Below are 20,878 nucleotides of genomic sequence, written 5' to 3'. Positions count from 1 at the left end.
TTAGAGGTAGGACTTCAAGTAGGCCAGCACCGCCTCCACATCCCCTAGCCGCCCCTCCGCTAGGGTGGGCCCGGGGCCCACCTTCAGGGTCAGCCCCCTCCCCTTAAGGGCCTGGAAGGCGGACTCATCGGTGGCATCATCGCCGATGTAAACGGGGGTGTGGCCGGGGTGCCTTGGCAAGAGGCGCAACACCGCCTCCCCCTTGCTGGCTCCCTTGGGCTTGATTTCCAGGACCTTCTTCCCTCTAAGGGCCTCGAGACCCAAGGCCCGCAAAAGGTCCTCGTGGGCAGAGAGCCACCCCTCCAGGCAGGCCCGGGCCCTTGGCTCGTCCTCCGCCCCGCGGTAGTGGAAGGCCAGGGCAAATCCCTTATCCTCCAGCCAAACCCCCGGGCAGGAAGGCAACACCCGCCGCAGGGGACCAAGGTCCACAGGGAAAAGGAGGCGGCTTTCCCCTCCCACCTGGCCCTCCTCGAGGCCATGACCCCCCACTACCCTTAAGCCCGGAAGGGGAAGAAGCCTGGCCAGATCCGCCACCCGCCTACCCGTGATCACATAGAGGGGGTAGCGGGCCATCAGGGCCCTGAGGACCTCAAGGGCTTCCGGGTGAGGGAAGGCCTCCTCAGGCCTTGGGGCGATGGGCGCCAGGGTGCCGTCGTAGTCCAGAAGGAAGAGGGGGTTTTCCACCCTCATCCCGCCTCCAAAGAGGAGAGGAACCGATCCGCCCAGCTTTGGGCATCCAGGACCTGGATCCTTGCCTTTAGGGCCAGTAGCCGCTCCCGCCGCTCCCCCTGGGGCATGCGCAGGGCCCTGTCCAAGGCCGCCGCCATGCCGTCCAAATCGTAGGGGTTAACCAAGAGGGCCTCCTTGAGGTACTCCGCAGCCCCTGCCAGGTTGGAAAGAACCAGGACTCCTTCCGAGGAGGTGTAAACGTACTCCAGGGCCACCAGGTTCATCCCGTCCCGCAAAGGGGTAATGAGGGCCACGTCTGCGGCCCGGTAGAAGGCGGAAAGCTCTTCCTGGGTGTAGGTCTGGTAAAAGTACCGGAGGGGTACCCAGTCCTCCCGCAGGAAGCTCCCCAGGATCCGCCCCACCACCTCGTCCACCTGCCGCTTAAGCTCTCGGTAGGCGGCCACCTGGGTACGGCTCGGGGTGGCGATCTGGAAAAAGGCCACCCGGCCCCGCCAGTGGGGGTAGGCCTGGAGGAAGCGCTCATAAGCCAAAAGCCTTTCCCGGATCCCCTTGGTGTAGTCCAGACGGTCCACCCCCAGGATCAGGCGGTCCACCCCGGCCAGGCGCCGCAGGCTCCTGGCGTGGGCCCCCACCTCTGGGCTTTGCGAAAGCTCGTGGAACCGGTGGGTATCGATGCCCAAAGGATGGACCTCCACTCGTACGGTGCGCTCCCCTATCCGCACCCGGTTCCCCTCCACGGGAAAGCCGTAATGGGCAGCGGTGCGCAGGAAGTTCTCCGCATACTCCCAGGTGTGGAAACCCACCAGATCCGCTCCCAAGACGCCCGCCACCAAGGCCCGTCCCCAGGGAAGGATGCGGAAGACCCCACTGGAGGGCCAGGGGATGTGGAAGAAAAAACCCAGGGGCCCCCGGATCCTCTCCCGAAGAAGCCCAGGAAGAAGCAGGAGGTGATAGTCCTGAACAAAGACCGTATCCCCCTGCCGGTAGATGCGGACCACCGCCTCGGCAAAGCGGCGGTTCACCCGCAGATAATCCTGGAAATACTCCCGCCTAAGTTCGATCTTATCCAAGAAGTAATGACAAAGGGGCCAGAGAACCCGGTTGGAAAAGCCACCGTAATAGCCCTGCCACTCCCTTTCGCTGAGGAAAACCCTCTCCAGACGAATCGCGCTCTGCCGTGGCTGTGCCGTCCGGCCCTTTTCGCCCCACTCGGCCGCGGCCACCCAGGTTCCACCCCGGGCCTCGAGGACCGGGAGCAGCGCGGTGGCCAGCCCCCCCACTGCGGGAACCAGCCCCTCGGCGGTCAGGCGGAAAGGGGCACGGTTGGCCACGATGATCAGGCTCATGAGGGCTAGTATAAACCGCAAGGGAGGGGCTTTTTTGGATCCTCTGCACGATCCACAGGGTTCCTCCTTTTGGAAAGACTTCCATACCCAGCCCCTCCGGGTGTAGACTCCTTGCATGTGGTGGAAGGAAACCGTGATCTACCAGATCTATCCGCGAAGCTTCCAGGACACCAACGGGGACGGCATCGGCGACCTGGAGGGGATTCGCAGGAGGCTTCCCTACCTGAAGGGCCTGGGGGTGGGGACCCTCTGGCTCTCCCCCTTCTACAAGAGCCCCATGAAGGACTTCGGCTACGACGTGGCCGACTACTGCGACGTGGATCCCATCTTCGGCACCCTGGAGGACTTTGACCGCCTCCTAAAGGAGGCCCACGCCCTGGGCCTCAAGGTCCTCATCGACCTGGTGCCCAACCACACCTCGGACCAGCACCCCTGGTTTTTGGAGTCCCGAAGCTCCCGGGACAATCCCAAGCGGGATTGGTACATCTGGAAGGACCCAGGGCCGGATGGCGGCCCCCCCAACAACTGGCAGAGCTTCTTCGGGGGCCCCGCCTGGACCCTGGACGAGTACACCGGCCAGTACTACCTCCACCTCTTCCTCCCGGAGCAACCCGACCTCAACTGGCAAAACCCCGAGGTGCGGGAGGCCATCCACGAGGCCATGCGCTTCTGGCTAAGGCGGGGGGTGGATGGTTTTCGGGTGGACGTGCTTTGGCTTTTGGCCAAGGACCCCCTCTTCCGGGACGAGCCGGGCAACCCCTCCTGGCGGCCAGGGCTTCCCGATCGCCTGCGCCACGAACACCCCTACACCGAGGACCAGCCGGAAACCTACGCCTACGTGCGGGAGTTGCGGTATATCCTGGATGAGTTCAGCCAGCCCGGACAGGAACGGGTCATGGTGGGGGAGATCTACCTCCCCCTCCACCGCCTGGTGCGTTACTACCGGGCGGGGTGCCACCTTCCCTTCAACTTCAGCTTGATCACCGAAGGCCTACCCCACTGGCAGCCCGAGACCATTGCCCGCATCGTGGAGGCATACGAAAGCCTCCTCACCCCCTGGGACTGGCCCAACTGGGTTCTGGGCAACCACGACCAGCCCCGGTTGGCCTCGAGGCTCGGGGAAGCCCAGGCCCGGGTGGCCGCCATGCTCCTTTTCACCCTGCGGGGCACCCCCACCTGGTACTACGGGGACGAACTGGCCCTGCCGAACGGAGAAATCCCCCCGGAAAAGGTGCAGGATCCAGCGGCCTTAAGGCAGAAGGACCGCACCCCTGCGGGCCACCACACCCTGGGCCGGGACCCCGAACGCACCCCTATGCCTTGGGACGCCTCTCCTCACGCGGGTTTCTCCACGGTGGAACCCTGGCTACCCCTAAACCCCGACTGGCCGCTGAGGAACGTGGCCGCTCAGGAGCAGGATCCCCGCTCCATGCTCCAGCTGGTGCGCCGCCTCATCGCCTTGCGGAAGGATCCTGAGCTCCTCTACGGAGCCTACCGCACCTATCAGGCGGCAGGCGGGGTCTACGCCTACCTGCGGGGGGAGGGCTGGCTGGTGGCCCTGAACTTCACCGACAAGGAGCGGGCTTTACCCCTTCCCCGGAGGGGAGGAGTGGTCCTCTCCACCCACTTGGACCGGGAGGAGGCCGTGGAGGGCATCTTGCGCCTGCGCCCAGATGAAGGGGTGGTGGTGCGACTAAGCTAAGGCCAGGATGCGGGAAGATCCCTTTGCGACCCTAGCCGAAGGCTACGAGTCTTGGTACGAGACACCCTTGGGAGCTTTTGTCGTCGCGGAGGAGGAAAAGGCTTTGGAAACGCTTCTTCCTCCGGGGGAAGACCTCTTGGAGGTGGGAGCAGGAACTGGCTACTGGCTTAAGCGCCTTCCCTATGCCCGTAAGGTGGGGCTGGAACCCTCTTCGGCCATGCTCCAGGTGGGGCGAAGAAAGGTGCCGGAAGCCACGTGGGTGGAAGGCCAGGGGGAAGCCCTTCCTTTTCCCGAGAAAAGCTTCGACGTGGTCCTTCTCTTCACCGTGCTGGAGTTCGTGGAGGACGTGGGGAAAACCCTTTCCGAGGCAAGGAGGGTCTTGAAGCCCGGGGGAAGCCTCTTGGTGGGGATCCTTGAGGCCCTCTCCCCCTGGGCGGCCCTGTACCGGAGGCTCGGGGAAAAGGGCGTTCTCCCCTGGGCTCAGGCCCGTTTCCTCACCCGCGAGGACCTGCAAGACCTCCTGGGCCCGCCGGAAGCGGAAAGGGAGGCGGTCTTCCTAGCCCCTGAGGCCGAGCCCCCCTTCCCCGACGCGGATCAGGCAGGCCTACGGGCAGGAAACCGTGGGGCCCTATACTTGGGAAGATGGCGGTGAAGGTCCTGTTCGCCCTCTACCCCCTTCTGCAGGGGGATTACCGGGCGGTGGAACAGGCTCTTTCCACCCTGGAGGCCAGCGGGGTGGAGCACCGCGTCTACCCCACCCACACGGAGCTTTCCGGGGAAGAGGGGGCGGTCTTCCGGGCCCTCGAGGCGGCCTTCCAAGCCGCTGCGGCGGAGGGGGCCACGGTGATGTGGGCCCTGTTCACCAATGCCTGCGAGGCCCAGGACCCCTTCCGTAGCCCTGAGCGCCTCAAGCGCTTTCCCCCTTTGGAAATCGTCCAAAAAGCCCTGGAGGGCCTTAAGGCCCAAAGTGCCCTGGACATCGGCACGGGCACCGGGGTTTTCGCCGAGGCCTTCGCCTCCCTGGGCCTTTTCACCGTGGGGGTGGACCCCAGGTCCGACCGCCTCGAGGTGGCCCGGGCCAAGGTAAGAGAAGCCCACTTCCTGGAAGCCCGAGCGGAAAGCCTCCCCTTCCCCGACCACAGCTTCGACCTGGCTTTCTTCGGCCTCAGCCTCCACCACCTAGACCCCATCCCTGCCCTGAAGGAGGCAGCCCGGGTGGCCAAGCGGGTGGCGGTTTTGGAGTGGCCCTTCCGCCAAGAGGAGGAGGGGCCCCCTCTCGCCCACAGGTTTTCCCCCGAGGAGCTGAGCGATCTCCTTCAAAAAGCGCTCGGTAGCCCACCCCAGCTGGAGTCTGAACCAGGTTACATTCTGGCCCTGTGGGAGAAACCGAGGACCGGCGAGGGAGGGTAGCCCCATCCCCGCCTTGGTAAACCCCCGTAAAGATCCTCCTTGGCGCCACCCCTCTCGCGGTCCCAAGGCAGGATTCCAAGGAATCCCGAAGGGCAAAGGGGGGAAATACGGCGCGATCTTCACTTTTGTTGGGCAACTTCGTGGAAGACAAGACTACGAGGTCATGGTGCCCTTCCAAGCCCTGAAGATGCTGGGCTTTGAGGTGCACGCCGCCTGCCCAGGCAAGCGCTCTGGCCAGCGGATCCGCACCGCGGTGCACGGCTTCGAGGGGGACCAAACCTATTCGGAAAAGCCCGGCCGCAACCTCACCCTGCTGAACCCCACCTTTGACGAGGTGGACCCTGCCCAATACGACGCCCTAGGGGTACCTGGCGGGCGGGCCCCGGAGCACATCCTTGGACGCCCATGGTCCTGGAAATCGTACGCCACTTCTTGCCGCCAATAAGCCCGTGGCCGTCATCTGCCATGGCCTTCAGGTGCTTACAGCCGCCGGGGTCATGAAGGGGCGTAAGGCCACCGCCTACCCCGCGGTAGGCCCGGAGCTTACCCTGGCCGGGGCCCAGTACTGTGGAGGTGCTGGTGGACCAGGCGGTGGCGGACGGCAACCTGGTTACCGCCCCTGCTTGGCCTGCGCACCCCGTCTAGCTGGCCCGGCTTTTGGAGGTCCCGGGGATGCGGGTGGAAGGGGTATAAAAGCCTAAGGGCCAAGCCCTTCAGGCCTGACCCTTTTGGTGCCGGGGGCGGGACTCGAACCCGCACGTCCTTGCGGACAGCAGATTTTGAGTCTGCCGCGTCTACCGGTTCCGCCACCCCGGCGCGCGCATCCTAAGGATAAGGCCCAGGAGAAAGAGCGTCAACGCCAAGCCCACCGCCCAGTCCCCGAGGCGCACATAAGGGGTCCTCCCCTCCCGGAAGGCGAAGGGGGCGAGGAGGTACCCCTCGCGGTGCGGGGGGATCTGGGCCACCACCCGGCCCAAGGGATCGATGCTGGCGGTGATCCCATCGTTGCCCGCCCTTAGCAGCCAGCGTCCCGTCTCCACCGCCCGCAGGCGCCCTAGGGCGAAGTGCTGCCTCCCCCCGAAAGAGGGGCCGAACCAGGCGTCGTTGGTGAGGAGAACCAGGACCCTGGCCCCTTCCCCGGCCAGGGCCCGGGCCACGGAGGGGAAGACCGACTCGTAGCAGATCATGGCCCCGTAAGGGCCCAAGGGGGCCACCCCCTCCCCAGGGATGCGGTCGGTGAGCCCCTCCAGCCCGAAGACCCGGAAGAAGAAGCCGTAAACCCCCCCCAAGGCCTCCCGGAAGGGGAACCACTCCCCGAAAGGCACCAGGCGGGTTTTGTCGTAGTGGGCCAGGACCTCCCCCTCCCCGTAGAGGACGGCCCGGTTGGGGCCCAGGAGGTTGAGGCCGGTGAGGAGGGGGCGCCCCTCCAGGACCTGGGCGGTGCCCTGGGGGATGCGCCACACCGCGGTCTCGGGCCAGACCACGATCCGGGCCTCGGGATGGGCCTCGAGGCCCGCCTCCGTGAGGCGGAGGTAGGTGGCCTCCTCCAGCTCCCCGTGCACCTTCTGGAGGGGGTTGATGTTCCCTTGGACCAGGAGGGCCCGCTCCTCCCCAGCGGCCCCGGGCAGGGGGAGGAGCCAGAGGACCCCCCAGGGCAGGAGGAGGGCCCAAAGCCGCCTCTGGAACCCCCAGGCGAAGAGGAGGACCAGGAGGGAGAGCAGGTAGACCCCGCCCAAGGCGGCGAGCAGCCGCCCCGGGGCCTCCACCAGGCTGTAGCCCAAAAAGCCCCAGGGGAAGGCGAAGGCCCCTTGCTCCGTGAGCCACTCCAGGACCACCCAGCCCCCCACCCGGGCCAGGGGCGTGGGGGTCAGGGCGAAGAGGAGGCCAAAGGAAAGGGCCTTGAGAAGCACTAGGGGAAGGAAGGGCAGGGCGCCTAAGGGGCCGAAGAGGGCGGTGAAGCTCTGGGGGAGCCAGATGAGGTGCAAACCCCAAAACCCAAGGCCCGTGAGGAATCCCGTGCGGAAACCCCCTTGAAGGAGAAAGGCCAGGACCACTGGGGCGAAAAAACCGAAAGGGAAAGGAGGCAGGGTAAGGGCCAGGAGGAGGCCCAGGAGAAAGGGCCGCACCCTTTTAACATAAGGGGTAGGCTCAGGTTCTTTCACAGGTCTTTCCCAAGTTGCGTGGGAAAATGAACCCATGCGGCTAGGGGTCCTTTCCGACATCCACGCCAACCTACCGGCTTTCGAGGCCGCCCTCGAGGCCCTGCGGGAAGAAGGTGTGGACGAGGTCCTGGTGCTCGGGGACCTGGTGGGCTACGGCCCCCATCCCAAGCAGGTCATCGCACGCCTGATGAAGGAAGGGCTTCCCACCATCGCCGGGGCCTGGGACCTGAGGGTAGCCTACCCCTTGCCGGGCACCCTACCCGAAGGGGTGGGCAAGGCCACCTTGGAATGGACCCGGTCCCAACTTTCAGAAAGGGAGCTCAACTACCTCCGCTCCCTAAGGCTTTCCCACCGGAAAGTTTACGGGGAAAACCGGCTGGTGGCCTTCCACGGCACCCCTGGCAACCCCGAGAAACACCTGGACCTCCTGGGCCCCGCCAACCAGCTCCTGCCCCATCTGGAGCGCTACGGTGCCGCTACCCTCCTCCTGGGAGGCCGGCACCTTCCCCTATCCCGCCGGGTGGGCCTGGGCCTGGTGGCGGATCCGGGAAGCGTGGGCCTCTCCTTGAGTGGGGAACCCGGGGCCGACGCCATGGTCCTGGACACGGAGACCCTCGAGGTCCGCTTCCTCAAGGTACCCTACGACCTAGGCCCTCTGATCTTTGACCTCAGGGCCTGGGGACTCCCTCCGGTTCTGGAAAAGGTCTACCGCACCGGGCGCTTCCCCCAGCAGGACTAGGGCCTCGGCCCGCACCTGGGGGTCGGGGTCCTGCCGGAAGGCTTCAACCCCCAGGCCGGCCCGGTGGAGGGCGTGGAGGGCGGTGCGCCGCACCAGGGGGTTGGGGTCCTTGGCCGCTTCCCGCATCAGGCCCTCCCCCAGGCCCAGGTTGCTGAGGACGATGAGGGCGTTGCGGGCCATGCGGGCCCTCCCGGGGCGGGCGAAGGCGGTGCCCCCGTACTTCCTTTGGAAAGCATGCCCGGAAAGGCGGAAGAACTCGGTGAGGTCAGGGTGGGCCAGCTCAGGCTCGGGGCGGAAGCCCCGCCAGACCTTGCCGAACCGCTCCCAGGGGCATACCTCCGTGCACCCGTCGCACCCGAGGAGCCACTCCCCCATTCCCCGCCACAGGGCCGGGGGGATGAAGCCCCGGTGCTCCACCGTGAGGTAGCTCACGCAACGCCGGGCGTCCAGGGTGCCATCCCCCAGGAGGGCCCCCGTGGGGCAGGCCGCCAGGCAACGGGTGCAGCGGCCACAGCGGTCGGGATGGGACGGGGGGGCTTCCACCTCCAGGGGCGTGAGGAGGACGCCGATAAAGGCGTGCACGCCGAAAGCCGGGGAGAGGAACATCCCGCTTTTTCCAATCCAGCCCACCCCAGTTAGGGCTGCCAGGGTGCGCTCGGGGAGGGGCCCATGGTCCACGTAGCCCTTGGCGGGAAGCCCCAGGCCCTGCACCAGGGCCTCGAGGCGCCTCAGCTCCTCCCCCAGGAGGAGGTGGTAGTCCCGCACCCAAGCGTACCGGGCTACCCGCCCCACCCGGAAGCCCCCCTTGGGCACCCCGGGGTCGGGGTAGGCGTAGGGGGCGAGGAGGAGGAGGGCGCTCCTTGCCCAGGGGAAGCGGCTTTGGGGATGGAAGCGCTCCGCCACCCCCCGTTCCAGGTAGGCCATCCCCCCGTGCCGCCCTGCCACCAGCCAGCGGCGGAAGCGGGCCTCGGCCCCGGCCATGGGTTCCAGGGGAGCCCAGGCCACCTCCAGGCCCCGCTCCCGTGCGGCTTCCTCCAGGAGGGCCTTGGGGTCCACCTTCCTAGCCTAAACCCCGAGGGTAGGGGAGGGGCCACCTCTCCGTATAATCTCCCCCATGGAAACCCTAAAGATCGCCCTCTTGGGAGGCGGCACCGTGGGAAGCGCGTTTTACCGGCTGGTCCAGGAGCGCCTTTCGGACTTCCACGCCCTGGGTTTTTCTCCCCGCTTTCTGGGGGTCTTGGTGCGGGATCCCGCCAAGCCCCGTCCCATTCCGGCGGAACTCCTCCGGCTAGAGCCCCCCGACCTCTTGGAGGCGGACGTGGTGGTGGAGGCCATGGGGGGGGTGGAAGCGCCCTTGGGGCTAGTCCTTCCCGCCCTCGAGGCCGGCATCCCCCTCATCACCGCCAACAAGGCCCTTCTGGCGGAGGCTTGGGACAAGCTCCGCCCCTTCGCCGAGGAGGGGCTCATCTACCACGAGGCCAGCGTTATGGCCGGCACCCCAGCCCTTTCCTTTTTGGAAACCCTTAGGGGAAGCCAGCTTCTGGAACTCCACGGCATCCTGAACGGCACCACCCTCTTCATCCTGCAGGAGATGGAGAAGGGGCGCACCTACGGGGAGGCCCTCCTCGAGGCCCAGCGCTTAGGCTACGCCGAGGCCGACCCCACCCTGGACGTGGAGGGTATAGATGCCGCCCACAAGCTCACCCTTCTCGCTAGGCTGCTCGTGGACCCCGGCTTCCCCTTCCCCGAGGTGCGGGCCAAGGGCATAAGCGGCCTCACCCCGGAAGCCCTGAAAGGGGCGGAGGCCCAAGGGGAAAGGGTGCGCCTCTTGGCCAGCCTCTACGGGCAAGGAGGCCGCTGGCGGGCGGAGGTGGCTCCGAGGCGCCTTCCCCAAGGCCACCCCCTGGCCCAGGCCCGGGGGAACGCCCTCCTCGTGCGGGCGCACCCCTTGGGCGAGGTCTTCGTGACGGGACCGGGAGCCGGGGGCGACGCCACGGCCAGCGGCCTCCTCGCCGACCTCTTTCGCCTCCTTTCCGGGGCCCCCGGCCACCTGCCCGCTCCCCAGGCCAAGGCCCCCCTGGCGGAGGGAAGCCCCTTCCCCGAGGTAGAATGAGGGCGTGCCTGTCCTGGACCTCCTGCGCCCGGTGAGCGATGAGGAGCTCCGGGCCCTTTTGGAGCGCAACCCCGGCTGGCAGTTTGAGCGCGGGGCCGATGGGAGGCTTCTCGTGTCCCCCACGGGCGGCGAAGGCGGCAGGATGGGCGCGGCGGTGCTGGGCCAGCTCTACCGCTGGAACGAGGCCCAGTCCCTGGGGGTGGTCTTTGACGCTTCCACGGGCTTTAAGCTGCCCGACGGCTCCGTCCTCTCCCCCGATGCGGCCTTCGTGCGCAAGGAGCGCTGGCTGGCCCTTACCCCGGAGGAGCGGGAAGGGTTTCCTCCCTTGGCCCCTGATGCCGCCTTCGAGGTTCGTTCCCGGAGCCAAAGCGTGGAGGAGCTTCGGGAAAAAGCGGCCCTTTACCTGAAAAATGGAGTGGGTCTGGTGGTCCTCCTGGACCCCTACGCTCACCGGGTGGAGGTGTTTCGGAAGGAGGGGGCGACCTCCTACCAGGACCAGGAGGCGGTGTCCTTGGACCCCGAGCTTCCCGGCTTCCAGCTCCGGACCCGGGGGCTTTTCCTCTAGCCCTTGACGCCCTCCCGCCCTTGGGGGAAGCATATGGCCATGCGCCTGCCCCTCATGGAGCGTTACCGCGCCCACCTGCCGGTTTCCCCAAACACCCCGGTGGTCTCCCTCCTGGAGGGCTCCACCCCCCTCATCCCCCTGAAGGGTCCCGAGGAGGCCAGGAGGAAGGGCGTCCGCCTCTACGCCAAGTTCGAGGGCCTGAACCCCACGGGAAGCTTCAAGGACCGGGGCATGACCCTGGCGGTATCCAAGGCGGTGGAGGCGGGGGCCAAGGCGGTGGCGGCTGCCAGCACGGGAAACACCGCCGCCTCTGCCGCCGCCTACGCCGCCCGCGCGGGGATAAGGGCCATCGTCATCCTGCCCGCGGGGTACGTGGCCCTGGGCAAGGTGGCCCAGAGCCTGGTCCATGGAGCGCGGATTATCCAAATCGAAGGCAACTTCGACCAGGCCTTGGCCCTCACCAAGGCCCTCACCGAGGCCTACCCCGTGGCCTTGGTGAACTCCTTAAACCCCTACCGCCTGGAAGGGCAGAAGACCCTGGCCTTTGAAGTGGTGGACGAGCTGGGGGATGCCCCCCACTACCACGCCCTCCCCGTGGGCAACGCCGGCAACATCACCGCCCACTGGATGGGGTACAAGGAGTATTTCGCCCTAGGGAGGTCCACCAGGCTCCCCAAAATGCTGGGCTTCCAGGCGGCGGGCGCTGCTCCCTTGGTCCTGGGGCGGCCCGTGGAGAAGCCGGAAACCCTGGCCACCGCCATCCGCATCGGCAACCCCGCCAGCTGGCAAGGGGCCATGCGGGCCAAGGAGGAGTCGGGGGGGCTTATAGAGGCGGTGACGGACGAGGAGATCCTCCTCGCCTACCGCTACCTGGCCCAGGAGGAGGGGATTTTCTGCGAGCCCGCCAGCGCCGCCGCCATGGCCGGGGTGTGGAAGCTCCTTAGGGAGGATCGGCTGGACCCGGGAAGCACCGTGGTCCTCACCCTCACGGGCCACGGCCTCAAGGACCCGGCCACCGCGGAAAAGGTGGCCAAGCTCCTATCCCCAGTTCCGGCGAACCTCGAGGCGGTGGCCCAGGCCGCGGGGCTCGTGTGATAAGCTTGGGCCATGTCCGAGGCCAAAAGCACCCCCAAAAAGCCCAAGGAGCCCTTCCCCGGAGCCTACTACCTGGCCGGGGCCATCACCCTCGCCCTCATGCTTCTCTTCATGGTCCTGGGAGCCACCCTTCCCCCAGGGGCGGCGGGGTTCCTGGTGGCCTTCGTCCTGGGCCTTACCGTAAACCCCAAGTACGTCCCCTTCTTTTTCGTGGCGGGGGTCTTCTCCGCGGTCATGGGCTTTTGGGGGCAGGAGCCCCAGGTGGCCTGGGGCGGGGTGGCCCTGGCCCTTTCCCAGGTGCTGGTCAAACGCCTTAACCGGACCGGATGAACCCTAACCGCCTATCCCAAAGCCTGGCCCTCCTGGGTGTGGCCGCCTACGCTTACTTCCTCTTCCTGCGCCCCAACCAGGAGGGCATGGCCCTGGCCGTGGGCCTCTTCGTGGGCACCATGGGTGTAGCCTACGGGGAGAAGCCCTTTCTTGTGCCCTTCTTTGTGGGGCTTTTCGCCTTGCTCTTCCTCCTCCAGCTCTTCTTCGGCCACCCCATCCCCTTCCTCACAGGGGGTGCCCTGGGGGTAGGCCTTCCCTATCTGGTCTACCGCTTGCGAAAGCCCGCCAAATAGAGGAGCGCCCCCAGGAGCATCCCTTCTCCCAGGGCCGGTAGGTAAAGGAGGAGTTCCCGTACGTCCAAGCGCAAGTAGAGGAGGAGGGGCCAAGGGAGGAGGGCCCAGGCCAAGCCAGGCTGCCCGTACCCCGCCGCCAGGAAGATTCCCGCACCCAGGCCCCTCAGGTAGGCCAGCCACCCCGAGCCCAGCTCGTTTTGATACACAAACCAGATGAGATTGACCCAGACCCCCAAGGCCCAGAGGGGAAGGCGGTTCTGCCAGCGGAAGGCCAGGAAGAGGAGGAGCAAAAACCCCAGCACCTCAAGCACGGGCTGCCTCCCGGGAGCCATGGGCCTCGAGGTAGGCCACCAGGACCTCCAAGGCCTTCTCCACTGCCTCATCCAGGTCCTCGCCCGGGATCACAGGAATCCCCTCCTCCTGGGCCCAGCGGAGGAGGTGCTCCTGGATGAGGCGGATCTCGGCGAAGTGGGTGAGGTACTTCTCCTGCGGCCGGGCGTGGGCCGTCTCCCAGTCCCTAAGGAGAAAGCGGTCCCGGTGAAGCTTCTCGTCCTGAAGCACCACCAGCATGGGCACGGTGAGGACCCGCTCCCGGTAGGGATGCTCCAGGTAGCGGGGGACCACGTGAACCCCTTCCAGAACGATGGAGGTCCCCTCGAGGGCGCTTCGTTCTTGGATGGCCCTAAGGCCCACCGCCACCCGGGCCACCTGGTCCAAAAAGCCCCGCATCACCCGCTCCTCGTGGCTTTCCTCCCCGCCCAGGTCTGGCAAAAGGGCCTTCCAGGCCTCAAAGGTGGAAAGGTGCAGGGTGGGAAGGAGATCCTGGGAAAGGGAGGCCCGGAAGACCTCCCGCACGGCATCCGAGGGAACGATGTGGGTGATGCCCAAGCGGTAGGCTAGGGCCGAGGCCAGCACGCTCTTCCCCACCCCAGTCACCCCACCGATGAGGATGTGCACCGGGCGGGCGCTTCGCCTCAGGCTTCTAAGGAGCAGGTACCGCCTGGCCACCTCCTCCCCCGCCTCCTTGAGAAGGGCCTGGTACACCCTTTCCCGAAGCTCATTCCGCCGGATAACCTTACGCCCCTCCTGGCGCAGGGCCTTTTCCATCTCCCGGGCCAGCTGGTATGCCCGCTCGGGGGAGAACCCAATGCCCATCAGGGACTGGGCCAGGATGCCTTTGGAGAAAGGCATCCGGGGTTCGCCGCTTTCCTCTTCCACAAAAAGTTCCCCGGCGAAGGCCTGGCGCTGGAGGTAGCGCCTCCTGGCCCCTTTCCCCAGGGCCCGGCCCACCACCTGGGCCACCACCTCCTCCAGGCGGCGGGCGGAGATCTGCCTGACCCCTTCCTGCCTGAGGAACCCTTCCACTTCCTTGGCCAGGTCGTGGGCTTCCTTCAGGGAAAAACCCGCCTCCTCGAGGCTCCTCGCCAGAAGCCCTTTGGAGAAGGGACGGCGCTTCCTCCCCTGGAGCACCAGGATCTCCTCAAAGGGAAGGGTTTGCCTGGAAAGCCTATCCGCCACCCCCTCCCCCAGGGCCCGGGCCACCTCCTCCAGGAAGACCTTGCGCAGGACCCTAGGGGGCACGGCCAGTTGCCCTTCCCCCTTCAGCCGCTCCTCCACGGTGTGGGCCACGGCCTGAGCGGCCTCGAGGGGCACCCCCAAGGGCAGAAGGGCCTCCACCAAAAGCCCTTTGGAAAGAGGCCACCGGCCTCGCCTTAGGCGCACGAAGACCTCAGCCACTGTCTGGCATCATAGCATCTTCCCTTAAGGAAGCGGCTTTCTTGACAGACTTTTTCCCAGCGTGCTATCCTAACTTACGGCTTGGCGCCGTAGCCAAGTGGTAAGGCAGAGGTCTGCAAAACCTCCATTCGCCGGTTCGAATCCGGCCGGCGCCTCCAGAACATGGGCGCGTAGCTCAGGTGGCCAGAGCACTACCTTGACACGGTAGGGGTCGGTGGTTCAAGTCCACTCGCGCCCACCAAGAACCCCCGGGGCCAGCCCCGGGGGATTTTCCTATCCCAGGCGCGCCACCGGCGCCAGGGGGTGGAACTCGGCCTCCTCCGGGAGAAGGCGCCGCTTCTTGGCCCGCCGGTAGGCCGCGTCCCACATGCGGCAGAAGGAGCAGACCGCCCCCGTGGTGGGGTAGCCGCAGCGCTCGCACTCCCGCAACTGCACCTCCTCAGCCGCCTGCAGGCGGGGCTGGATCCTATCCAGAAAACCCTCCAGGAAGCGCAGCTTGGCCCCGGGCATTTCCCGCTCCACCAGATTTAGGGCCTCCTTGTAAAGGAGGCTCTTGGCCCCCTTGGCGTTGGGGCACTCCTCGTGCAGGTAGCGGATGCCCCGAAGCAGGGTGTAGGAGAGCACCTCCCTCTCGCTGAAGCGGTAGAAGGGCTTGACCCGGGCGGCAAGGCCGGGGCGCTCGGGCAGGACCGGCCCCTGGCGGGTGAGGGCGTCCTCCTGGGGGTTGAGGAGGTTTCCGAAGAGCACCGCCGCCTCGTCGTCCAGGTTGTGCCCCGTGGCCACCACCCTAAAGCCCCCTTCCACCGCCACCTGGTTGATGACGTAGCGCTTGGAAAGCCCGCAGGCGGAGCAGGCCACCCGCCCCGAGAGCTGGGCCAGCTCCGGCACCCCGAAGCCGTAGGCTTGGCGCAGGTCCACCACCAGGAGTTCCAGGCCCCGCTCCCGGGCGAAGGCCTGGGTGACCTCGAGGCTCCGCTCCGAATACGCCCCGATGCCCAGCTGCAGGTGGAGGCCCACCGCCTGGTACCCGAGGCGGTGGAGCACGTCCCAAAGGGCCAGGGAGTCCTTCCCCCCCGAAACGGCCACCAAGACCCGCTCCCCCGGTTGGAGCATCCGGTGGCGCCGGATGGCCCTCTCCGTTTCCTTCACGAACCAGTCCAGGTAGTGCGCCTTGCAGAGGGCGAAGCCCCGGGCGCGGAGTTCCACCTGCGCCTTCTCCCCGCAAACCTTGCAGACCATCCTAACCCCCCGAGATGGCGGAGAGGACCTCGAGGGTCTCCCCTTCCCCCACCCTCTCGTCCGGGGTGAGGAGCTCCTCGCCCCGGATCACCACCACGGTTTCCGGGTTCAAGCCCAGCTCCAGGAGGACCTCCTTTAGGGGCCTATCCCCTTTTACCTCCACCTCTTTGCGCTCGGGCAGGCGCAGAATGACCTTCACTCCGCTAGTCTAGCAGGTGAGGGCCCACCAGCTCCGTAAGCCTTTGCAGGGTGAGGCGGTTGCGCTTTTCGATCTCGGGCTTTCGGGGAATTGCCGGGTAGGGGGCCTCCGGGTCGTGGAGGGTAGGGGTGAGGGGCTTCCCCAGCCTCGCCTCCCACGTCGCGCGCCAGCCTTCGGGCAGGCGCTCGGGGAGGGAAAGGCCGTGGAACACGTGGTAGAGCAGGGCCCAGACCCGGACCGCCGCGTCCAGGCTGTACCCACCCCCCAGGGTGAAGAGCACCCTGCCCCCGGCGTAGGCTTCGGCATACTCCAGAATGAGGCGGAAAAGCCTCTCGTAGGCCCGGGTGGTGAGGAGAAGGTCCGCCAAGGGGTCCAGGAAGTGGGCGTCCGCCCCCGCCTGAACCACCAGGACATCTGGGCGGAAGGCCCCTAGGGCCCACGGCACCAGGGCCTCGAAGACCTCGAGGTAGCTTTCGTCCTCGGTAAAGGGCTCCAAGGGCAGGTTGAGCTTCCGCCCCACTCCTTCCCCCTTACCGATCTCGTGCACGTGGCCGGTGCCGGGAAAGAGGTAGCGCCCGGACTCGTGAAGGCTCAGGGTGAGGACCTCCTTCTCCTCGTAGTGAAGCCACTGCACCCCGTCCCCATGGTGGACGTCTATATCCAAGTAGGCCACGCGAAACCCGGCGCGGGTCAGGTGGCGGATGGCCACGGATAGGTCGTTGTACACGCAAAAGCCCGAGGCGCGGTCGTACTGGGCGTGATGTAGCCCCCCGCCCAGCTGGAGCACCCGCTTCTCCCCGGCCAGGATCCGCCGCGCCCCCTCCAGGGTGCCCCCCACCAGGATCCTGGCCGCCCGGTCCATGCCCGGGAAAACCGGGGTGTCCCCCGTGCCCAGGCCGTAATGCTCCAAATCGGGCACCCTCTCCCCCTGGCCTGCCGCCTCCACCCGCCGCACCAGCCGCTCAGAATGCACGGAAAGCACGTCCTCCCGGGTGGCCTCTCCTGGGACCAGGGGTTCACGCCACACCCCCAGGGCTTGAAGAAGGGAGGTGAGCATCTCCAGGCGCACCGGGCTGAAGGGGTGGCTGGGACCGAAATTGTACAGGCGGTACTCGTCCCGGTAGATCACCATGGCTTCTTGGGAGGCCAGATCACCTCAAACCCCTCCTGGCGTAACCCCTCCGCAAGGAGATGGGTCTCCAGGGTGTTCACCCGTACCACCGCCCGCACGAAATCCCCGTCCTCGGGGTAGGAGAGGAGGGAGTGGATGTTGATCCCCTTTCCGGCTAGGAAGCCGGTGAGCCGGGCCAGTTCCCCAGGGCGGTCGGGCAGGCGCACCTCAAGCCGCCCGGAGGGCTCCGTGACCCCGGTGAGCTTCAGGAGGGCGTCCAAAAGGTCGATCCCCGTCACAATCCCCACCAGGCTGCCGTCCTCCAGGACCGGCAACGAGCCGATCTTCCGCTCCCGCATCACCCGGGCCGCCTCCTCCACCGGGTCTAAGGGGTGGGCGGTGATCACGTCCTTGGTCATCACCTCCCCCACCTGGGTGCACCCCGGGCAGGGGCCTTTGGGGTTCAGGTGGCTGGTGGCCAGGCGGATGTCCCGGTCGGTGATGATCCCCACCAGCCGCCCGTCCGCCACCACGGGGAGGTGGCGGATGCCTCGTTCCAGGAGGAGCTTGTAGGCGTCCTCGAGGGTCCACTCCGGCCCCACGCTGAGCACGGGGGCCCGCATCACGTCCTTGACCAGCATGGGAAGAGTATACCCCGGCGGGGACCAACCCGCCGGGGCCCCCACCCTGACGGCGTCAGGGTGGGTTGGCGTTAGAGGATGTCATCCCGGATGCAGGCCTTGAAGTGGCCGGGGCTCACCTCCTTGAGCTCGGGCACCACCTGGGCGCACTCGGGCAGGGCGTAGCGGCAGCGGGTGCGGAACACGCATCCGGAAGGTGGGTTGATGGGCGAGGGGATGTCCCCCTGGAGCACGATCCTCTCCCGCTTCACCGTGGGGTCGGGGATGGGCACCGCCGAAAGCAGGGCCTCGGTGTAGGGATGCTTGGGATTGCGGTAAAGCTCCCTGGAGGAGGCGATCTCCATCACCTTGCCCAGGTACATCACCGCCACCCGGTCGGAGATGTACTCCACCACCGCCAAGTCGTGGGCGATGAAGAGGAGGGTCAGGCCTAGCTCCTCCTTAAGGTCCTGGAGAAGGTTCACCACCTGGGCCTGGATGGACACGTCCAGGGCGGAAACCGGCTCATCGGCCACGATGAAGTCCGGGGCCACCGCAAGAGCGCGGGCGATGCCGATCCTTTGCCTCTGGCCGCCCGAGAACTCGTGGGGGTAGCGGCGCATGTGGTCCGGGGAAAGCCCCACCAGCTTAAGAAGCTCCGCCACCCTTTCCGTGCGCTCCTGGGGCGTCTTACCGATCCCGTGGATGATGAGGGGCTCGGCGATGATGTCCCCCACGGTCATGCGGGGGTTCAAGGAGCTGAAGGGGTCCTGGAAGATGATCTGCATCCGGCGGCGGTAGGGCCTCAGCTTGTCCTTGGGCAGGTCAGTGATGTCCTGCCCGTCAAAGAGGATGCGCCCCCCCGTGGGCTCGATGAGGCGCAAGAGGGTACGGCCCACGGTGGTCTTGCCGCTTCCCGACTCCCCCACCAAGCCCAAAACCTCCCCCTTCTTGATGGCGAAGGAAACCCCGTCCACCGCCTTCACGCTCCCCACCACCCGGGAGAGGATCCCGCCGCGGATGGGGAAGTGCTTCTTAAGGTCCCGGATTTCCAGGAGGACATGGTTGCCGTTCATGCCCGCACCTCCCGGATCTCCCGCCAGCGCACGCACCGCACCTGGCGGCCGTCACCCGTGTCCTCCAGGGGTGGCACCTCCCGGTCGCAGAGGCCCTCCAGGTAGTGCTTGCACCGGGGGTGGAAGGCGCAACCCGGGGGTAAGTACAAGGGGTTGGGTACGTTGCCGGGGATGGCCTCGAGGCGCTCCTTATGCTCCGCCGCCAGGTCCAGCCGGGGTACGGAGTGGAGAAGCCCCCGGGTGTAGGGGTGGAGGGGTTCCTTGAAGAGGGGCACCACGTCCGCCTGCTCCACCGCCCGGCCCGCGTACATCACCACCACCCGGTCGGCCATCTCCGCCACCACCCCCAGGTTGTGGGTGATGAAGAGGATGCTCATGCCAATCTCCTCCTGAAGCTTCTTCATAAGCTCCAGGATCTGGGCCTGGATGGTCACGTCCAAAGCCGTGGTGGGCTCGTCGGCGATGAGCAAGGAGGGGTTGCAGGAAAGCGCCATGGCGATCATCACCCGCTGCCGCATCCCGCCGGACATCTGGTGGGGGTAGTTGGCGAGCCGCTTCTTGGGCTCAGGGATGCCCACCAGGTCCAGCATGTGGGCCGCCAGCTCCATGGCCTCCTTGCGGCTTTTCCCCTGGTGGAGCATGATGGCCTCGGCGATCTGGTCCCCCACCGTGTACACGGGGTTTAAGGAGGTCATGGGCTCCTGGAAGATCATGGCGATGTCGTTGCCCCTGATCTTCCGCATCTCCGCCTCGGATAGCTTGGTTAGGTCCCGGAGCTCCCCGTCCTTACCGCGGAAGAGGATCTCCCCGGCCACGATCCTACCCGGAGGCGTGGGAATGAGCCGCATAATGGAGAGGGCCGTCACGCTCTTCCCCGAGCCCGACTCCCCCACCACTGCCAGGGTTTCCCCTTTATCCACATGGAAGGAAACCCCGTCCACCGCCTTCACCACCCCGTCGTCGGTGAAGAAGTGGACTTTAAGGTCTCTCACCTCCAGTAACCGCTTTTCGTCCATGCGTACTCCTTTGGGCACCGCCGTCTAAACACCTCATCCGTTATACGCCATACCAGGTCAAAAGAGAAGGGCCTACTGCCTCCGCCGGGGATCCAAGGCATCCCGCAGGCCATCACCCAGGAAGTTCCAGGACAGCACGGAAAGGAAGATGAAGAACCCGGGCCACAGCACCCACGGGCGATCGGTAAAGGAGGCAAACCCCCCCTGCTGGGCCGCCTGCAGAAGAAGGCCCCAGCTGGTATAGGGCTCCGTGACCCCAAGCCCCAGGAAGGAAAGCCCGCTTTCCCCCAGGATGAAGCCGGGTATGGTCAGGGAGAGGCTCACGATCACATAGCTGGCGGTGGCAGGCAAGATGTGGCGAGCGATGATGCGCCCATCCGAAGCCCCCAAGGCCCTCGCTGCCTGCACGTAATCCATCTCCCGCACGGAGAGGACGATGCCCCGCACCACCCGGGCCAACCCCCCCCAGCCGATGAAGCCCAAAAGCCCCACCACCAGGTAAAAGGTGAAGAGGGGATCGATGTTGGTGGGGAACACCGCCCGCAAGGAGATGAGGAGGAAAAGGCTGGGGATGGCGGCGATGATCTCCACGGTGCGCATGATGAGGTCGTCGGGATCGAGCTTCAAAGGCTCCCGGAAAACCTTCCAAAGGATAAGAAGGGCCCCCCCCAAACCCAGGAGCAGGACGAACCCATCCACCGCCAGGGAAAAGACACCCTTGCCCGGGCTGAGCCGCACAAAGGACCAGGCCAGGTACAAAGCCCCCAAGGCCACGGCCACCCACAGGGCGAGGCTCATTGGGCCCAAGAGCAAGCCGACGCCCCGCCACTGCCTAGGAGGAAGGGAAAGGGCGAAAGGGCGCCCAGAGAAGTAGCCGGCAATACCCCCCAGCAATAACCCCAGGGCGAAGGAAACCAAGGCGGAGAGGATACCGATGGTAAGAGACACCTGTCCGCCGTAAACGATGCGGCTATAGAGGTCCCGGCCAAAGTTGTCCGTACCCATAAGGAAGATGCGCCCTGGGGGATCCACCCCAAAGAGCCTGAGGTCCGAGCGGAACACCTTAAAGATGGTGTAAGGCTGGTCGGGGGTGCGGACGAAAAAGCGCAGGTAGAACTTGCCCTGGGATGGATCCTCCTCGTAACGGGGCTGGAGGGTTACCGGATCAATGCTCCGTTTGGTGGCGTAGACAAAAGGCCGACTGAGTCTTCCCGTTTCGGGGTCCACAAAGTGGATTCGGGTGGGCGGGTGGTTTCCCTTGGGGGGATAGAGCTCATAGTAGTTGGGATCGTAGGGGCTGAAAAACCCAGCGAAGGCGGCCATCAGGTAGAGCACCATAAGAATGCGCCCACCCCAGACCGCCAGGCGGTGCTTGCGAAACTGGCGCAAAACCAGCTGGGTTCGGGTGGTAGAAGACGAAAGGCGTTCCACAGGT

At 66.3% G+C, this 20,878-nt stretch carries 24 protein-coding genes and 3 tRNA genes; 13 read left to right on the top strand and 14 right to left on the bottom strand.

What is annotated here, in order from left to right; all coding sequences use genetic code 11:
- Complete coding sequence (gene otsB / locus L1087_RS02875; RefSeq protein ID WP_038041694.1) at nt 1–690, bottom strand: trehalose-phosphatase; 690 nt, start codon at nt 688–690, stop codon at nt 1–3.
- Nucleotides 687–2,036 (bottom strand): alpha,alpha-trehalose-phosphate synthase (UDP-forming), encoded by a 1,350-nt coding sequence (locus L1087_RS02870; protein ID WP_135343034.1) that lies wholly within the window; start codon nt 2,034–2,036, stop codon nt 687–689. Before L1087_RS02870 ends, otsB begins: the two co-directional genes overlap by 4 nt.
- 115 nt (nt 2,037–2,151) lie before the next feature.
- Between L1087_RS02870 and L1087_RS02865 the strand changes: the two genes are divergently transcribed.
- From L1087_RS02865 to L1087_RS13140, 5 genes are all read left to right on the top strand, one after another.
- Nucleotides 2,152–3,738, top strand: a complete 1,587-nt coding sequence (locus tag L1087_RS02865) for an alpha-amylase family glycosyl hydrolase (protein WP_135259654.1) — start codon at nt 2,152–2,154, stop codon at nt 3,736–3,738.
- 7 nt (nt 3,739–3,745) lie between these two features.
- Nucleotides 3,746–4,390, top strand: coding sequence for a class I SAM-dependent methyltransferase (locus L1087_RS02860; RefSeq protein WP_038041690.1), 645 nt, complete (start codon nt 3,746–3,748; stop codon nt 4,388–4,390).
- Complete coding sequence (locus L1087_RS02855; protein ID WP_234557549.1) at nt 4,381–5,148, top strand: class I SAM-dependent methyltransferase; 768 nt, start codon at nt 4,381–4,383, stop codon at nt 5,146–5,148. The genes L1087_RS02860 and L1087_RS02855 overlap by 10 nt, the downstream gene beginning before the upstream one ends.
- A gap of 163 nt (nt 5,149–5,311) precedes the next feature.
- Complete coding sequence (locus L1087_RS13145) at nt 5,312–5,593, top strand: DJ-1/PfpI family protein (RefSeq protein WP_267964665.1); 282 nt, start codon at nt 5,312–5,314, stop codon at nt 5,591–5,593.
- Between the two features lie 52 nt (nt 5,594–5,645).
- Nucleotides 5,646–5,849: a hypothetical protein gene (locus L1087_RS13140; protein ID WP_267964688.1), complete on the top strand. Its 204-nt coding sequence runs from the start codon at nt 5,646–5,648 to the stop codon at nt 5,847–5,849.
- 28 nt (nt 5,850–5,877) lie between these two features.
- On the opposite strand, the gene L1087_RS02845 is transcribed toward L1087_RS13140, so the two are convergent.
- Together L1087_RS02845 and lnt are read right to left on the bottom strand one after the other, a co-directional pair.
- Nucleotides 5,878–5,964, bottom strand: a tRNA-Leu gene (locus L1087_RS02845).
- The gene (gene lnt / locus L1087_RS02840) at nt 5,943–7,274 is read right to left on the bottom strand and encodes an apolipoprotein N-acyltransferase (RefSeq protein WP_234557548.1); all 1,332 of its coding nucleotides are present in this window, start codon (nt 7,272–7,274) and stop codon (nt 5,943–5,945) included. Before lnt ends, L1087_RS02845 begins: the two co-directional genes overlap by 22 nt.
- 70 nt (nt 7,275–7,344) lie before the next feature.
- Here lnt and L1087_RS02835 point away from each other — a divergent pair, with 70 nt between their 5' ends.
- On the top strand, nt 7,345–8,049 hold the full coding sequence (locus L1087_RS02835) for a metallophosphoesterase family protein (protein WP_135343039.1): 705 nt from the start codon (nt 7,345–7,347) through the stop codon (nt 8,047–8,049).
- On the opposite strand, the gene queG is transcribed toward L1087_RS02835, so the two are convergent.
- The gene (queG, locus tag L1087_RS02830; RefSeq protein WP_234557547.1) at nt 7,957–9,105 is read right to left on the bottom strand and encodes a tRNA epoxyqueuosine(34) reductase QueG; all 1,149 of its coding nucleotides are present in this window, start codon (nt 9,103–9,105) and stop codon (nt 7,957–7,959) included. The two genes, L1087_RS02835 and queG, sit on opposite strands and share 93 nt — an antisense overlap.
- A gap of 58 nt (nt 9,106–9,163) precedes the next feature.
- Here queG and L1087_RS02825 point away from each other — a divergent pair, with 58 nt between their 5' ends.
- The 5 genes from L1087_RS02825 to L1087_RS02805 are packed head-to-tail and all read left to right on the top strand — an operon-like array spanning nt 9,164 to nt 12,445.
- Nucleotides 9,164–10,162, top strand: coding sequence for a homoserine dehydrogenase (locus tag L1087_RS02825; RefSeq protein ID WP_234557546.1), 999 nt, complete (start codon nt 9,164–9,166; stop codon nt 10,160–10,162).
- Between the two features lie 4 nt (nt 10,163–10,166).
- Nucleotides 10,167–10,727 carry a Uma2 family endonuclease gene (locus L1087_RS02820; protein WP_234557545.1) on the top strand — a complete coding sequence of 187 codons (561 nt, stop codon included), beginning with the start codon at nt 10,167–10,169 and terminating at the stop codon, nt 10,725–10,727.
- Nucleotides 10,728–10,766: 39 nt separating this feature from the next.
- Nucleotides 10,767–11,822, top strand: a complete 1,056-nt coding sequence (thrC, locus tag L1087_RS02815) for a threonine synthase (protein WP_135259663.1) — start codon at nt 10,767–10,769, stop codon at nt 11,820–11,822.
- Nucleotides 11,823–11,834: 12 nt separating this feature from the next.
- The gene (locus L1087_RS02810) at nt 11,835–12,152 is read left to right on the top strand and encodes a hypothetical protein (protein ID WP_135259647.1); all 318 of its coding nucleotides are present in this window, start codon (nt 11,835–11,837) and stop codon (nt 12,150–12,152) included.
- Nucleotides 12,149–12,445 carry a hypothetical protein gene (locus L1087_RS02805; RefSeq protein ID WP_135259646.1) on the top strand — a complete coding sequence of 99 codons (297 nt, stop codon included), beginning with the start codon at nt 12,149–12,151 and terminating at the stop codon, nt 12,443–12,445. The genes L1087_RS02810 and L1087_RS02805 overlap by 4 nt, the downstream gene beginning before the upstream one ends.
- On the opposite strand, the gene L1087_RS02800 is transcribed toward L1087_RS02805, so the two are convergent.
- Nucleotides 12,418–12,756: a hypothetical protein gene (locus L1087_RS02800; protein WP_038043407.1), complete on the bottom strand. Its 339-nt coding sequence runs from the start codon at nt 12,754–12,756 to the stop codon at nt 12,418–12,420. The two genes, L1087_RS02805 and L1087_RS02800, sit on opposite strands and share 28 nt — an antisense overlap.
- Nucleotides 12,749–14,182: an ATP cone domain-containing protein gene (locus L1087_RS02795; RefSeq protein ID WP_234557544.1), complete on the bottom strand. Its 1,434-nt coding sequence runs from the start codon at nt 14,180–14,182 to the stop codon at nt 12,749–12,751. Before L1087_RS02795 ends, L1087_RS02800 begins: the two co-directional genes overlap by 8 nt.
- A gap of 83 nt (nt 14,183–14,265) precedes the next feature.
- Between L1087_RS02795 and L1087_RS02790 the strand changes: the two genes are divergently transcribed.
- A tRNA-Cys gene (locus L1087_RS02790) sits at nt 14,266–14,340 on the top strand.
- 6 nt (nt 14,341–14,346) lie between these two features.
- Nucleotides 14,347–14,423: transfer RNA gene (locus L1087_RS02785), tRNA-Val, on the top strand.
- Between the two features lie 32 nt (nt 14,424–14,455).
- Here L1087_RS02785 and ttuA read toward each other — a convergent pair.
- The 7 genes from ttuA to L1087_RS02750 all read right to left on the bottom strand — a co-directional run bounded on the left by ttuA (nt 14,456) and on the right by L1087_RS02750 (nt 20,874).
- The gene (gene ttuA / locus L1087_RS02780; RefSeq protein WP_234557543.1) at nt 14,456–15,421 is read right to left on the bottom strand and encodes a tRNA-5-methyluridine(54) 2-sulfurtransferase; all 966 of its coding nucleotides are present in this window, start codon (nt 15,419–15,421) and stop codon (nt 14,456–14,458) included.
- Between the two features lies 1 nt (nt 15,422).
- Nucleotides 15,423–15,620 (bottom strand): sulfur carrier protein TtuB, encoded by a 198-nt coding sequence (gene ttuB, locus L1087_RS02775; RefSeq protein ID WP_038045609.1) that lies wholly within the window; start codon nt 15,618–15,620, stop codon nt 15,423–15,425.
- 4 nt (nt 15,621–15,624) lie between these two features.
- Entirely contained in the window at nt 15,625–16,752 is a 1,128-nt protein-coding gene (locus L1087_RS02770; RefSeq protein ID WP_234557542.1) for an acetoin utilization protein AcuC, read from the bottom strand.
- Nucleotides 16,746–17,372, bottom strand: coding sequence for a CBS and ACT domain-containing protein (locus L1087_RS02765; RefSeq protein WP_135343042.1), 627 nt, complete (start codon nt 17,370–17,372; stop codon nt 16,746–16,748). Before L1087_RS02765 ends, L1087_RS02770 begins: the two co-directional genes overlap by 7 nt.
- A gap of 71 nt (nt 17,373–17,443) precedes the next feature.
- The gene (locus L1087_RS02760; protein ID WP_135259642.1) at nt 17,444–18,427 is read right to left on the bottom strand and encodes an ABC transporter ATP-binding protein; all 984 of its coding nucleotides are present in this window, start codon (nt 18,425–18,427) and stop codon (nt 17,444–17,446) included.
- Nucleotides 18,424–19,443, bottom strand: coding sequence for an ABC transporter ATP-binding protein (locus L1087_RS02755; protein WP_135259641.1), 1,020 nt, complete (start codon nt 19,441–19,443; stop codon nt 18,424–18,426). Before L1087_RS02755 ends, L1087_RS02760 begins: the two co-directional genes overlap by 4 nt.
- A gap of 72 nt (nt 19,444–19,515) precedes the next feature.
- Complete coding sequence (locus L1087_RS02750; RefSeq protein WP_234557541.1) at nt 19,516–20,874, bottom strand: ABC transporter permease; 1,359 nt, start codon at nt 20,872–20,874, stop codon at nt 19,516–19,518.
- Nucleotides 20,875–20,878 lie beyond the last annotated feature (4 nt).

It is taken from the genome of Thermus tengchongensis (assembly GCF_021462405.1).
GTDB lineage: Bacteria > Deinococcota > Deinococci > Deinococcales > Thermaceae > Thermus > Thermus tengchongensis.
This window is presented reverse-complemented; position numbering and strand designations above follow the sequence as displayed.

What these genes read in the sequence shown, in the direction of transcription:
- otsB (WP_038041694.1), bottom strand. Translation starts at nt 690, where the DNA reads ATGAGGGTGGAAAACCCCCTCTTCCTTCTGGACTACGACGGCACCCTG.
- L1087_RS02870 (WP_135343034.1), bottom strand. Translation starts at nt 2,036, where the DNA reads ATGAGCCTGATCATCGTGGCCAACCGTGCCCCTTTCCGCCTGACCGCC.
- L1087_RS02865 (WP_135259654.1), top strand. Translation starts at nt 2,152, where the DNA reads ATGTGGTGGAAGGAAACCGTGATCTACCAGATCTATCCGCGAAGCTTC.
- L1087_RS02860 (WP_038041690.1), top strand. Translation starts at nt 3,746, where the DNA reads ATGCGGGAAGATCCCTTTGCGACCCTAGCCGAAGGCTACGAGTCTTGG.
- L1087_RS02855 (WP_234557549.1), top strand. Translation starts at nt 4,381, where the DNA reads ATGGCGGTGAAGGTCCTGTTCGCCCTCTACCCCCTTCTGCAGGGGGAT.
- L1087_RS13145 (WP_267964665.1), top strand. Translation starts at nt 5,312, where the DNA reads ATGGTGCCCTTCCAAGCCCTGAAGATGCTGGGCTTTGAGGTGCACGCC.
- L1087_RS13140 (WP_267964688.1), top strand. Translation starts at nt 5,646, where the DNA reads ATGAAGGGGCGTAAGGCCACCGCCTACCCCGCGGTAGGCCCGGAGCTT.
- L1087_RS02835 (WP_135343039.1), top strand. Translation starts at nt 7,345, where the DNA reads ATGCGGCTAGGGGTCCTTTCCGACATCCACGCCAACCTACCGGCTTTC.
- L1087_RS02825 (WP_234557546.1), top strand. Translation starts at nt 9,164, where the DNA reads ATGGAAACCCTAAAGATCGCCCTCTTGGGAGGCGGCACCGTGGGAAGC.
- thrC (WP_135259663.1), top strand. Translation starts at nt 10,767, where the DNA reads ATGCGCCTGCCCCTCATGGAGCGTTACCGCGCCCACCTGCCGGTTTCC.
- L1087_RS02810 (WP_135259647.1), top strand. Translation starts at nt 11,835, where the DNA reads ATGTCCGAGGCCAAAAGCACCCCCAAAAAGCCCAAGGAGCCCTTCCCC.
- L1087_RS02805 (WP_135259646.1), top strand. Translation starts at nt 12,149, where the DNA reads ATGAACCCTAACCGCCTATCCCAAAGCCTGGCCCTCCTGGGTGTGGCC.
- ttuA (WP_234557543.1), bottom strand. Translation starts at nt 15,421, where the DNA reads ATGGTCTGCAAGGTTTGCGGGGAGAAGGCGCAGGTGGAACTCCGCGCC.
- L1087_RS02770 (WP_234557542.1), bottom strand. Translation starts at nt 16,752, where the DNA reads ATGGTGATCTACCGGGACGAGTACCGCCTGTACAATTTCGGTCCCAGC.
- L1087_RS02765 (WP_135343042.1), bottom strand. Translation starts at nt 17,372, where the DNA reads ATGCTGGTCAAGGACGTGATGCGGGCCCCCGTGCTCAGCGTGGGGCCG.
- L1087_RS02760 (WP_135259642.1), bottom strand. Translation starts at nt 18,427, where the DNA reads ATGAACGGCAACCATGTCCTCCTGGAAATCCGGGACCTTAAGAAGCAC.
- L1087_RS02755 (WP_135259641.1), bottom strand. Translation starts at nt 19,443, where the DNA reads ATGGACGAAAAGCGGTTACTGGAGGTGAGAGACCTTAAAGTCCACTTC.